The 12556-nt window shown below is 65.7% G+C and carries 8 protein-coding genes; 4 read left to right on the forward strand and 4 right to left on the reverse strand.

Annotated elements, in window-relative coordinates:
• Positions 1-268: 268 nt before the first annotated feature.
• Both gltB and QJT82_RS21470 read left to right on the forward strand, forming a co-directional pair.
• Positions 269-5005, forward strand: coding sequence for a glutamate synthase large subunit (gene gltB, locus QJT82_RS21465; RefSeq protein ID WP_028341346.1), 4737 nt, complete (start codon positions 269-271; stop codon positions 5003-5005).
• A gap of 159 nt (positions 5006-5164) precedes the next feature.
• On the forward strand, positions 5165-6622 hold the full coding sequence (locus tag QJT82_RS21470; protein WP_028341347.1) for a glutamate synthase subunit beta: 1458 nt from the start codon (positions 5165-5167) through the stop codon (positions 6620-6622).
• A 176-nt stretch (positions 6623-6798) separates the two neighbouring features.
• Here QJT82_RS21470 and QJT82_RS21475 read toward each other — a convergent pair whose 3' ends face one another.
• Positions 6799-8466 carry an outer membrane beta-barrel protein gene (locus tag QJT82_RS21475; protein WP_245288744.1) on the reverse strand — a complete coding sequence of 556 codons (1668 nt, stop codon included), beginning with the start codon at positions 8464-8466 and terminating at the stop codon, positions 6799-6801.
• A 282-nt stretch (positions 8467-8748) separates the two neighbouring features.
• Between QJT82_RS21475 and QJT82_RS21480 the strand changes: the two genes are divergently transcribed.
• Positions 8749-9759 carry a KpsF/GutQ family sugar-phosphate isomerase gene (locus QJT82_RS21480; RefSeq protein ID WP_028341349.1) on the forward strand — a complete coding sequence of 337 codons (1011 nt, stop codon included), beginning with the start codon at positions 8749-8751 and terminating at the stop codon, positions 9757-9759.
• Between the two features lie 77 nt (positions 9760-9836).
• Here the strand turns inward: QJT82_RS21480 and QJT82_RS21485 are convergent, their stop codons facing one another.
• Positions 9837-10376 (reverse strand): carboxymuconolactone decarboxylase family protein, encoded by a 540-nt coding sequence (locus QJT82_RS21485; RefSeq protein WP_028341350.1) that lies wholly within the window; start codon positions 10374-10376, stop codon positions 9837-9839.
• Positions 10377-10463: 87 nt separating this feature from the next.
• On the opposite strand from QJT82_RS21485, the gene QJT82_RS21490 reads away from it, so the two are divergent.
• The gene (locus QJT82_RS21490; RefSeq protein ID WP_028341351.1) at positions 10464-10799 is read left to right on the forward strand and encodes a helix-turn-helix domain-containing protein; all 336 of its coding nucleotides are present in this window, start codon (positions 10464-10466) and stop codon (positions 10797-10799) included.
• A gap of 188 nt (positions 10800-10987) precedes the next feature.
• Here QJT82_RS21490 and QJT82_RS21495 read toward each other — a convergent pair whose 3' ends face one another.
• Both QJT82_RS21495 and QJT82_RS21500 read right to left on the reverse strand, forming a co-directional pair.
• Positions 10988-11434, reverse strand: coding sequence for an NfeD family protein (locus tag QJT82_RS21495; protein ID WP_028341352.1), 447 nt, complete (start codon positions 11432-11434; stop codon positions 10988-10990).
• 41 nt (positions 11435-11475) lie between these two features.
• A complete protein-coding gene (locus QJT82_RS21500; RefSeq protein ID WP_028341353.1) occupies positions 11476-12480 on the reverse strand; it encodes an SPFH domain-containing protein in 1005 nt (334 codons plus the stop codon).
• Positions 12481-12556 lie beyond the last annotated feature (76 nt).

Genomic DNA, 12556 nt, shown 5'->3' on the forward strand with positions numbered 1-12556 from the left:
TGATAGACAAAAATTTGGCAAGGTCGTAGTTAGGACAGCAAAGCTGTCTCAATTTCGCGGCCATCCCGGCATAGGGATTGCAACGAGACCTCGGCGCCCCGAGCTCCGAGAATGCTGCAGGCAGGGCCGTCCCTCAGGGGACGTTGAAACGCCCGTCGTCTGAATTTAGGAAAATGCGGCTCGCGGCGGACGAGCGGTGGCCCGGTGGGTGCCGCAACGTCCAAGGTGCGCCAAATATGGTGGGGCCCTTACGAAAGGGAGAGGACACATGAGCGGGTCGGAATTCGAGCGCGAAAACATCGTGGCAGGAACGCTGTCGGCGACCGCGGACTCGAAAGCCGCCGAGCCCGCGCGTGAGCTCCACACCTGGCGTCCTGAAGCCGAAGGCCTGTTTGATCCGAGCCTGGAAAAGGATTCCTGCGGCGTCGGCTTCATCGCCAACATCAAGGGCCAGAAGTCGCACCAGATCGTCTCCGACGCGCTGAACATCCTGTGCAACCTCGAGCATCGCGGCGCCGTCGGCGCCGATCCGCGCGCCGGTGACGGCGCCGGCATCCTGGTGCAGATCCCGCACGCCTTCTTCGCGCGCAAGACCGCGGAGCTCGGCTTCAAGCTGCCGCAGCCCGGCGAATACGCCATCGGCGCGCTGTTCATGCCGCGCGATGCCGCGTGGCGAAACGTGATCAAGAGCATCATCGCCGACGAGATCAAGAACGAGGGCTTCAAGCTGCTCGGCTGGCGCGACGTGCCCAGTGACAATTCCTCGCTCGGCGTCACCGTGAAGCCGACCGAGCCCTACCACATGCAGGTCTTCATCGGCCGCAATGGTGCGGCCAAGACCGAGGACGATTTCGAGCGCCACCTCTACATCCTGCGCAAGTCGATCTCGCAGGCGATCTATCAGCGCCGCGACCGCGGCATGGCGGGCTACTATCCGTGCTCGCTGTCGTGCCGCACCGTGATCTACAAGGGCATGTTCCTCGCCGACCAGCTCGGCAAGTACTATCCCGACCTGCATGAGGCCGACTTCGACAGCGCGCTGGCGCTGGTGCATCAACGCTTCTCGACCAACACCTTCCCGACCTGGTCGTTGGCGCATCCGTACCGGATGATCGCCCATAACGGCGAAATCAACACGCTGCGCGGCAACGTCAACTGGATGGCAGCGCGGCAGGCTTCCGTGCATTCGGAGCTCTACGGCAAGGACATCAGCCGCCTCTGGCCGATCTCCTATGAAGGCCAGAGCGACACCGCCTGCTTCGACAACGCGCTCGAATTCCTGGTGCAGGGCGGTTACTCGCTGCCGCACGCCGTGATGATGATGATCCCGGAAGCGTGGGCCGGCAATCCCCTGATGGATGAGCAGCGCCGCGCCTTCTACGAATATCACGCTGCGCTGATGGAGCCGTGGGACGGCCCGGCCGCGATCGCCTTCACCGACGGCCGCAAGATCGGCGCCACGCTCGATCGCAACGGCCTGCGCCCGGCGCGCTATCTCGTCACCAAGGACGACCGCATCGTGATGGCGTCCGAAATGGGCGTGCTGAAGATTCCGGAGGACCAGATCGTCACCAAGTGGCGGCTGCAGCCCGGCAAGATGCTGCTCGTCGACCTCGAGCAGGGCCGCCTGATTCCCGACGACGAGATCAAGGCCGACCTCGCCAAGAGCCACCCCTACAGCGACTGGCTGCATCGCACCCAGATCCAGCTCGAGGAGCTGCCGGATGCGCCGGCCAAGGGCGTGCGCTCCAACCTGCCGCTGCTCGATCGGCAGCAGGCGTTCGGCTACAGCCAGGAAGACATCGCGATCCTGATGACGCCGATGGCCGCCACCGGCGAGGAAGCCGCCGGCTCGATGGGCAACGACACGCCGATCTCGGCGCTGTCCGACAAGCCGAAGCAGCTGTTCACCTACTTCAAGCAGAACTTCGCGCAGGTGACGAACCCGCCGATCGACCCGATCCGCGAGGAAATCGTCATGAGCCTCGTCTCGATCATCGGGCCGCGGCCGAACCTGTTCGACCTCCAGGGCGTCGCCTCGACCAAGCGCCTCGAGGTGCGGCAGCCGATCCTGACCGACGCCGATCTGGAAAAGATCCGTTCGATCTCCGACGTCGCCGAGACCCACTTCAAGTCGCGCACGCTCGACACCACCTTCCACGCCGGCTTCGGCGCGGCGGGCATGGAGCAGGTGCTCGACGAGCTCTGCGCGCGCGCCGAGGGCGCGGTGCGCGAGGGCATCAACATCATCATCCTGTCGGACCGCATGACCGGCACCGACCGGATTCCGATCCCGTCGCTGCTGGCCTGCGCCGCCGTGCATCATCACCTGATCCGCACCGGCCTGCGCACCTCGGTCGGCCTCGTCGTGGAATCCGGTGAGCCGCGCGAGGTGCATCACTTCGCCTGCCTCGCCGGCTACGGCGCCGAAGCGATCAACCCCTATCTCGCGTTCGAAACCATCCTCGCGATGAAGGACCGGCTGCCCGGCGCGCTCGACGACTACGAGATCGTCAAGCGCTACATCAAGTCGATCGGCAAGGGCCTGCTCAAGGTGATGTCCAAGATGGGCATCTCGACCTACCAGTCCTATTGCGGCGCGCAGATCTTCGACGCGGTCGGCCTCAAGGCGGACTTCGTCGCCAAGTATTTTGCCGGCACTCACACCCGCATCGAGGGCGTCGGCCTCGGCGAGATCGCCGAGGAGACCGTGCGGCGCCACACCGACGCGTTCGGTGACGGCCAGATCTACAAGAGCGCGCTCGATGTCGGCGGCGAATATGCCTACCGCACCCGCGGCGAGGACCACGCCTGGACCGCGGAATCGGTCTCGACGCTGCAGCATGCCGTGCGCGGCAATTCGCAGGAGCGCTACCGGGCGTTCGCCAAGATCCTCAACGAGCAGTCCGAGCGTCTGTTGACGCTGCGCGGCCTGTTCCGGATCAAGAGCGCCGAGGACGACAAGCGCAAGCCGATCAAGCTCGAGGACGTCGAGCCGGCCAAGGACATCGTCAAGCGGTTCTCGACCGGCGCGATGTCGTTCGGATCGATCTCGCGCGAGGCGCACACCACGCTCGCGATCGCGATGAACCGGATCGGCGGCAAGTCCAACACCGGCGAAGGCGGCGAGGAGTCCGACCGCTTCAAGCCGATGCCCAATGGCGACAGCATGCGCTCGGCGATCAAGCAGGTCGCCTCGGGCCGGTTCGGCGTGACGACGGAATACCTCGTCAACTCCGACATGATGCAGATCAAGATGGCGCAGGGCGCCAAGCCCGGCGAAGGCGGCCAGTTGCCCGGCCACAAGGTCGACGCGACGATCGCCCGCGTGCGGCATTCGACGCCGGGCGTCGGCCTGATCTCGCCGCCGCCGCATCACGACATCTACTCGATCGAAGACCTCGCCCAGCTGATCTACGACCTCAAGAACGTCAATCCGGACGGCCAGGTCTCGGTGAAGCTGGTGTCGGAAGTCGGCGTCGGCACGGTTGCCGCCGGCGTCGCCAAGGCGCGCGCCGACCATGTGACCATCGCCGGCTTCGAGGGCGGCACCGGTGCCTCGCCGCTGACCTCGATCAAGCATGCCGGTTCGCCGTGGGAGATCGGTCTTGCCGAGACCCATCAGACGCTGGTGCGCCAGCAGCTGCGCAGCCGCATCGCGGTCCAGGTCGACGGCGGCTTCCGCACCGGCCGCGACGTCGTGATCGGCGCGCTGCTCGGGGCCGACGAGTTCGGCTTCGCCACCGCGCCCCTGATCGCGGCGGGCTGCATCATGATGCGCAAGTGCCACCTCAACACCTGCCCGGTCGGCGTCGCGACCCAAGATCCGGTGCTGCGCAAGCGCTTCACCGGCCAGCCCGAGCACGTCATCAACTACTTCTTCTTCGTCGCCGAGGAAGTCCGCGAGATCATGGCGCAGCTCGGCTACAAGACGTTCGACGAGATGGTCGGCCAGGTCCAGATGCTGGACCAGACCGCGCTGGTCTCGCACTGGAAGGCCAAGGGCCTCGATTTCTCCAAGCTGTTCGTGCGGCAGAAGGAGGAGAAGGGCCAGACGATCTATCACTCGGAAAGCCAGAACCACCATCTGGAAGCCGTGCTCGACCGCCGGCTGATCGGGAAGGCGCAGGCCGCGCTCGATCGCGGCGCCCCGGTCAAGATCGAGGAAGAGATCAACAACACCGACCGTTCCGCCGGCGCGATGCTGTCGGGCGCGGTGGCCAAGATCTACGGCCATGCCGGCCTGCCGCTCGACACCATCCATGTCGGCCTGAAGGGCACGGCAGGACAGGCGTTCGGCGCCTGGCTCGCCAAGGGCGTCACCTTCGAGCTCGAGGGTGAAGGCAACGACTATGTCGGCAAGGGCCTCTCGGGCGGCTGCATTATCGTCAAGCCGCCGAAGATCTCCGGCATCGTGCCGGAGGAGTCGATCATCGTCGGCAACACCGTGATGTACGGCGCGATCGCGGGCGAGTGCTACTTCCGCGGCATCGCCGGCGAGCGCTTCGCGGTGCGCAACTCCGGCGCAGTCGCGGTCGTCGAGGGCGCCGGCGATCATTGCTGCGAATACATGACCGGCGGCATCGTCGTGGTGCTCGGCAAGACCGGACGCAACTTCGCGGCCGGCATGTCGGGCGGCATCGCCTATGTGCTGGACGAGACCGGCGACTTCGACAAGCTCTGCAACCTTTCGATGGTCGAGCTCGAGCCGGTGCTGTCGGAGGAGATGATCAACGCCGACACCTACCACCACTCCGGCGATCTCGAGGCGCATGGCCGGGTCGACGTGTTCCAGAACCTGCTCGAGTCCGATGTGGAGCGGCTGCACGTCCTGGTCACGCGTCACGCCAAGCTGACAGGTTCGAAGAAGGCGGCGGAGATCCTCGCCGACTGGAAGAGCTGGCTGCCGAAATTCCGCAAGGTGATGCCGGTGGAGTACCGCCGCGCGCTGAAGGAAATGAAGGCGAACGCCGACGCCGAGCCGAAGATCGCGATCGGCGCGTAAGCCTGAAAGACCCTCATGGTGAGGAGGCGCGCAGCGCCGTCTCGAACCATGAGGCCGCCACACGGGCCTCCATCCTTCGAGACGCGGCGCACGCGCCGCTCCTCAGGATGAGGGTCAAACAGAACAGACGAACACATGATGCAGGGGCATCGGGTTTCAATGGGCAAGATCACAGGTTTTCTCGAGATCGAGCGGCATGACCGCAAGTACGAGCCGGTCGCCGATCGACTCAAGAACTTCAGGGAATTCGTCATTCCGCTGAGCGAGAAGGACACGCGCGACCAGGCTGCGCGCTGCATGAATTGCGGCATCCCCTATTGCCACGGCACCGGCTCGACCGCGCCGGGCACGCCGGGCTGCCCGGTCAACAACCAGATCCCCGATTTCAACGACCTCGTCTATCAGGGCAACTGGGAAGAAGCCTCGCGCAACCTGCACTCGACCAACAATTTCCCCGAATTCACCGGCCGCATCTGCCCGGCGCCGTGCGAGGCGTCCTGCACGCTCAACATCGACGACAACCCGGTCACCATCAAGACCATCGAATGCGCGATCGTCGACCGCGCCTGGGACAATGGCTGGCTGAAGCCGGAGATCGCAGCCGTCAAGACCGGCAAGAAGGTCGCCGTGATCGGCTCGGGTCCCGCCGGCATGGCCGCCGCGCAGCAGCTCGCGCGCGCCGGCCACGAAGTGCATGTCTACGAGAAGTTCGCCAAGGCCGGCGGCCTGCTGCGCTATGGCATTCCCGACTTCAAGATGGAGAAGGGCATCATCGACCGCCGCGTGGCGCAGATGGAAGCCGAGGGCGTCACCTTCCATTACGGCAAGGCCGTCGGCGGCTCGACGCCGGGTGCGATCGATCCGCAGGAACTCGCCAAGCAGTATGACGCCGTGGCGCTGACCGGCGGCGCGGAAGCCCCGCGCGACCTGCCGATCCCCGGCCGCGAGCTTTCCGGCATCCACTTCGCGATGGACTTCCTGCCGCAGCAGAACCGCCGTGTTTCCGGCGAGCCGCTGAACGGCGCCGCCGACATCCTCGCCGACGGCAAGCATGTCGTCGTGATCGGCGGCGGCGACACCGGCTCGGACTGCATCGGCACCTCGTTCCGGCAAGGCGCCAAGTCGGTGACCCAGCTCGAGATCATGCCGGCGCCGCCCGAGCACGAGAACAAGGGCGTGACCTGGCCGAACTGGCCGCTGAAGATGCGCACGTCCTCGAGCCAGGCCGAAGGCGCGGTGCGCGAATTCGCCGTGCTGACGACGAAGTTCGAAGGCGTCGACGGCAAGGTGACCAAGCTGCATTGCGTCAAGGTCGACGACAAGTTCAAGCCGCTGCCCGGCACCGAGTTCACGCTCGACGCCGAGCTCGTGCTGCTGGCGATGGGCTTCGTCCATCCGGTGCACGAGGGCCTGCTCAAGACGCTGGGCGTCGAGCTCGACCAGCGCGGCAACGTCCGCGCCTCCCTGCAGGACTACCAGACCTCGCGCGCGAAGATCTTCTCCGCCGGCGACATGCGCCGCGGCCAGTCGCTCGTGGTCTGGGCGATCCGCGAAGGCCGCCAGTGCGCGCGCTCGATCGATAGCTTCCTGATGGGGAAGACGGATCTGCCGGGGTAAGCGCGTCAGCCGCCACGCCACTGCAGCCACACACTGAACTGTCATCGCCCGCGAAAGCGGGCGATCCAGTATTCCAGAGACGTCAGGGCTTGAACGGACAGGCCGCCACGTACTGGGTGCCCCGCGTTCGCGGAGCACGACACCTCATTTGAGATGCGACTTAGGCATCCTCACCGCTAATTCTGCACCCGCACGCCGAGCATCACCACCGTCGACGCCGAGCTCTGTCCCGGCTGGTTGGAATCCAGCCAGTCGCGGCGCACGGTGCCCTTGATCCAGAGGCTGCGGGTCATCTTGTAGATCAGGTCGCCTGACACCGAGTAGATCGTGTCGTTGCGGTTGTCGCCCTGGTAGTCGAGCGTGCCGTAGGTGAACTTGCCGATGCCGGTCAGCCAGCGGCGGAAGTCGTGGTCGACCTCGACGGTGTAGGTGCGCGACAGCACGCCCGAGGTGCCGGGCAGCGTGGTCTCGCCGAGCTGGGTGTCGGAATAGAATTTGGCCGTGGTCAGCGGCGTCGCATTCCAGGTCAGCGAGGCGGTGGTCAGCAGGCCCTTGAGCGGGCTAAGCCGCGGATCGACATAGTCGCGCCTAGCATAGCCGATCGAGACCTCGCCGAACAGAATCCGGGTGAACTCGAACGATGTGCCGACCTTGGCGTAACCGCCCGACGAATTGCGCGCGTAACCGTTGCGGTCGAGATAGAGATCGTGGAAGCGGCTGTCGCCCTCCACTTCCACGAACGGCTTCACGGCCGGATTGAGCTCATAGCTGACGCGGCCGACACCGCCATACTGCGTGAAGTTGCGATCGTCGTTGGACGACGAGGTGCCGTCGGTCAGCTTCGACCACTGATAGTCGGTGCGGTCGACGGTGCCGCCGAGCGAGACCTGCATGCGGTTGAAATTCTGGTCGATGCCGAAGGTGCCGCCGACGGTGGTGTAGATCGGATATCTGGCGAGGCCGGCCTGCACGTTCGGGCTGCCGGGATTGTCGGTCGAGACAAGCAGGCGGGCCTGCCCCAGGAGATGCGTGTCTCTTGAGACGTCGAGCCGGCCGTCGATATGACCAATGAAGTTCGGACGGTCGATGTCGAGCGGCGCCGACAGCGGCGTGCCGTCGGCATTCGGCGTCAGCCCGGAGCCATAGCCGGTGAAGGAGCCGCGCAAATCCGCGACGACGGCGTGACGCTCCCAGTCGGAGACCGCGAGGAATTCCGGCGCGACCATGTAAAACGCCTTGCCCTGCGGCGAGTAGAGCCGGCCCGGATTGGTGTCGTAGCCCGCCATCACCTCGACCGCGGTCTTGACCATGAACGAGCCGGCGTAGTCGCCGACCGCGCCGAACGGATCGTCGTCGATCTTGAGCCGCTTGCGCGGCGGCTGGCCGACGATGGTGCCGGCCATCGACGGCGGCAGCGGCGTCTTGTTGGCGGTCTCCGAGGGCGGGATCGACAGCCGCAGCTGCCCCGTGGCGTTCAACGGCGCCGGCGTCGGCTGCGGCGAGCCGGGTCCGGCCGGCGGCTTCGGCTTGGCCTGGCCCGGGTAGTATTTCGGCTTCTGGCGTTTGCGGTTGAGCGAGTCATAGCCCGACGTCGAGGCGCCGTTCGCTGCGGGGAGCCCGTAGGTCGGGACCTGCCCGATCCGCGTCGTCGATGTCGATGTCGATGAAGACGAAGACGAACGGCGATCGCGATCAGCGTCGGGCAGCTTCAGGCCGTTCAGCGGATCCATGGCGTCGGCCGTGGTCCGGCGCAGCGGCGAATCCTGCGTGATCACCTGGCTCTGGCGATTGGGGCTGAACAGATCGGGCGTCACGGTCTGGGCCGCGGCGAACCCGGTGGTCATGGTCAACGCCAGAGCAGTCACGGCAGGACATGGCAAAACCGCGCGGACAACGCATCCACGCCGGTCTGGGCCGCTTGCTGGCCGCCGCAACACGATGGAAATACTCCAACGAATTCATATACTTGTCGGACGCACTCCACCGGGTGGCGGAAAACGTCGTTAATGGAGTTAAAACAATTATGGTTAATGAGCCGTTGAGGATCGGCCGCCGCGCGTCGCATCGCGGAATCGAACGTGCTAAGGGAGACGCCCGGGTGCAAAACCCCTCCCCTGGAATCCGAAATGGCCAAACCGAAACCGCTGATGACCAAATCATCCGGCCCCGATGACGGCGCCATTCAATCGGCGCTCCGCACCCTCGATGCCGAAGCAAGCGGCGTCGCAGCCCTTTCCGCGGCACTGAAGTCCGACCTCGGCGCGCCGTTCGCAGCAGCGTCCGAGCTGATCGGCAATGCCAAGGGACGGCTGATCGTCACCGGGCTCGGCAAGTCCGGCCATATCGGGCGCAAGATCGCCGCGACCTTTGCCTCGACCGGCACGCCGGCGTTCTTCGTGCACGCCGCCGAAGCGAGCCATGGCGACCTCGGCATGATCACGATCGATGACGTGATCCTGGCGCTGTCATGGTCCGGCGAGCAGCCGGAGATGCGCAACCTGATCGCCTATGCCGCCCGCTTCGGCATTCCGCTGATCGCGATGACCGCCGACAAGGACTCGACGCTGAGCAAGGCCGCCGACGTGCAGCTGACGCTGCCGAAGGCCCGCGAGGCCTGCCCGCACAATCTGGCGCCGACCACCTCCTCGCTGATGATGCTGGCCCTCGGCGATGCGCTGGCGATCGCGCTGCTCGAGGGCCGCGGCTTCACCTCGACCGATTTCAGCGTGCTGCATCCGGGCGGCAAGCTCGGCGCGCTCCTGAAATATGCCCGCGACCTGATGCATGGCGGCGACGCGCTGCCGCTGAAGCCGCTCGGCACCAAGATGTCCGATGCGCTGGTCGAGATGACCTCCAAGGGCTTTGGCTGCGTCGGCATCGTCGACCGCCACGGCCATCTCGTCGGCATCGTCACCGACGGCGATCTGCGCCGGCAGCTGCGCCGCCCCGACCTTCTGATGGTGTCGGTCGAGGAGGTCATGACCAAAACGCCGAAGACGATCAGCCGCGACACGCTGGCCGGCGAAGCGCTGGAGCTGCTCAACGCCTCGAAGATCACGACGCTGATCGTGACCGACGCCAAGAAGCCGGTCGGCATCATCCATCTGCACGATCTGCTGCGGGCGGGTGTGGCGTAGGCCCTCTTGTCATTCCCCGATGCGCAATGGCGCATCTGAGAGCGCGCCTGTTGGCGCGAACCCCGGAATGACAGCGATTACCTCGGAAACCGCGCCCCCGCTTCCTCCAGCGGCAGGGCCAGTGCGTTGGCGAGGTAGGAGACCGTGCGGTAGAAGCCGCACAACAGGATGATCTCCAGGATCTGGTCCTCATCGTAATGCGCCGACAGCGCCGCGAATTCCGCGTCATCCAGCGTCGCGCGGGCATGCAGCGCATCGACCGCCGCGATCATCACCTGTTCGGCCGGCGACCAGCAGTCGGCATCGGCCGCACCGCGCACGGTGGCGTCGACCTGCTGCTCCGTCAGTTCGGCGGCCGCGCCGAACGCCGTGACATGCACGCCCCATTCATATTCGCATTCATTGAGCGCGCAGGTACGGTCGATCACGATCTCGCGCTCCCTGAGCGACAACGGCCCGCGGTCCAGCAGGCTGCCGCCGCGAAACTTCTCCCAGGCGCGCGGATGGCCGGCCATCATGCGGAACAGCAGCAGCGGCGGCTTGCCGCGCATGATGCGATCGAAATGCTGTTGAACGTCCGCCGGATAGGGCGGATCGAGCGGTGCGAGGCGTGACATGGGCTGATCCCGTAGCTACATTTAATGTAGCAACACGCTACAATATCTGTAGCGACCCGCAAGAGGGATTCGAAAGGAATTCGCGACATGCCGAAGCAGGGCCCAGTCACAAGATCCGGCGTCCGCGGCTCGCGGACCGGCCGCCCGATCATGGCGCTGCTCGATCTCTTGGGACGGCGCTGGACCTTGCGCATCATCTGGGAGCTGCGCGAGGGCGCGCTGACCTCGCGCGCGCTGCGCACCGCCTGCGACGAGGCCTCGCCAACCATCCTGCAGACGCGATTGACCGAGCTGCGCGAGGCCGGCTTCGTCGAACTATCGGAGGATGGTTACGGCCTCACCGCGCTCGGGAGGGAGCTGTTCCAGACCTTCACGCCGCTCCATCGTTTCGCCGACCGCTGGAGCAAGCGGGGCGCCAGCTAGACCGCGGCGACCGTCAGTGTGTAGCCCGCATTAGCGGAGCGATATGCGGGACCGGTTTCCCCGGGTATCGCGGAGCCTGTCATCGGGCGCGCATTCGCGCGACCCGTTGGCTCACCCGGGCTACGGATTACTCGTCCGAAGCAGCATTCGACGCTCGGGCCAAGTCGTCGTCGATGGCTCAGGTCAAACTAGGCGATCGCCACCGTCAAGCTCGCGCCGTCGGCGCGGACCACCTTCACCCGGCTGCCGGCCGGCGCATCGGGGCCGGCGACGCGCCACACCGTATCGTCGATCCGCACCGTGCCAGATCCGTCGATGATCGGCTTCTCCAGCGTGAATTCGCGGCCGACCAGGGCTTCGTTGCGGCGGTTGAGGAACGGGTTGGTCTTGCTCGCCGCCGTCGCGCCCTTCGCAAAATGCCGCCATGCCGGCACCGCCAACGCGGCGAACACCGCGAACATCAGGAGCTGCATCTGCCAGGACGGCGTGAAAAAGAACGACAGCAGGCCCACAAGGAGCGCCGCGAGTCCGAGCCAGAACAGGAACACCCCGGGCGCCGCGAGCTCCAGCGCCATCAGGATGAAGCCGAAGATCAGCCAGTTCCAGGTACCCAATGTCGAAAACATCTCGGCCATGACAGGTCCTCTACCATTGCGGGCGCGACGCCGTCACGCCCTCACCGCTGCGGCGGCACCGGCGGTGGCACCGGTGGGCCGGCCGGCGGGACCGAGCCGCCGCGCCGTGCTGCGGCCGTAGCGGACGCCGCACTCTCGCCGAAGGTAGCGCGGGCGATCTCGCCGATGCCGGCCAGCGAGCCCAGCACGCTCGAGGTTTCGATCGGTAGCATCAAGACCTTCTGGTTCGGCGATTCCGCGAGCTGGCCGAACGCCTTGATGTACTTGTCGGCGATGAAATAGTTCAGCGCGGCAACGTCGCCCTTGGCGATCGATTCCGACACCATCTGGGTCGCCTTGGCCTCGGCCTCGGCGAGCCGCTCGCGCGCCTCGGCGTCGCGGAAGGCGGCTTCGCGGCGGCCTTCGGCCTGCAGGATCTGACCCTGCTTGGCGCCCTCGGCGCGCAGGATTTCGGATTGCCGCTGGCCCTCGGCCTGCAAGATGTCGGCGCGCTTGACGCGCTCGGCCTTCATCTGCCGGCCCATCGCCTCGACGAGGTCGGCCGGCGGCACGATGTCCTTGATCTCGATGCGGTTGACCTTGACGCCCCAGGGCGACACCGCGGCGTCGACCACGCGCAGCAGCCGCTCGTTGATCTCGTCGCGATGCGACAGCACCTGGTCGAGATCCATCGAGCCCATCACCGAGCGGATGTTGGTCATGGTCAGGACGGTGATCGCCTGGTTGAGATTGGCGACCTCGTAGCTCGCCTTGGCGGCATCGAACACCTGGTAGAACGCGACGCCGTCCACCGTCACGGTGGCGTTGTCCTTGGTGATTACCTCCTGCTCGGGGATGTCGATCACCTGCTCCATCATGTTGATCTTGCGACCGATGCGATCGAAATAGGGCACGATCAGATTGAGGCCGGGCGACAGCGTGCGGGTGTATTTGCCGAACCGCTCGATGGTCCAGTCATAACCCTGCGGAACGGTCTTGATCCCGGCGAACAGCGTAACGATGACGAGAAGAACAAACGCGATCGCGAAAACGTCGAAGCCAGTCATAAAGTCCTCCAGGGCCGGCGAGACCGTCGCCAGTCACGGTCGTGCATTGGTCGGCAGGACCGCTCCGCCGGTTCAG

The sequence above is a fragment of the Bradyrhizobium sp. Mp19 genome (assembly GCF_029952935.1).
Lineage (GTDB): Bacteria > Pseudomonadota > Alphaproteobacteria > Rhizobiales > Xanthobacteraceae > Bradyrhizobium > Bradyrhizobium elkanii.

Bases quoted from the DNA above. Each gene is read 5' to 3' on its own strand.
- gltB (WP_028341346.1), top strand. From the start codon at position 269: ATGAGCGGGTCGGAATTCGAGCGCGAAAACATCGTGGCAGGAACGCTG.
- QJT82_RS21470 (WP_028341347.1), top strand. From the start codon at position 5,165: ATGGGCAAGATCACAGGTTTTCTCGAGATCGAGCGGCATGACCGCAAG.
- QJT82_RS21475 (WP_245288744.1), bottom strand. From the start codon at position 8,466: ATGACCACCGGGTTCGCCGCGGCCCAGACCGTGACGCCCGATCTGTTC.
- QJT82_RS21480 (WP_028341349.1), top strand. From the start codon at position 8,749: ATGGCCAAACCGAAACCGCTGATGACCAAATCATCCGGCCCCGATGAC.
- QJT82_RS21485 (WP_028341350.1), bottom strand. From the start codon at position 10,376: ATGTCACGCCTCGCACCGCTCGATCCGCCCTATCCGGCGGACGTTCAA.
- QJT82_RS21490 (WP_028341351.1), top strand. From the start codon at position 10,464: ATGCCGAAGCAGGGCCCAGTCACAAGATCCGGCGTCCGCGGCTCGCGG.
- QJT82_RS21495 (WP_028341352.1), bottom strand. From the start codon at position 11,434: ATGGCCGAGATGTTTTCGACATTGGGTACCTGGAACTGGCTGATCTTC.
- QJT82_RS21500 (WP_028341353.1), bottom strand. From the start codon at position 12,480: ATGACTGGCTTCGACGTTTTCGCGATCGCGTTTGTTCTTCTCGTCATC.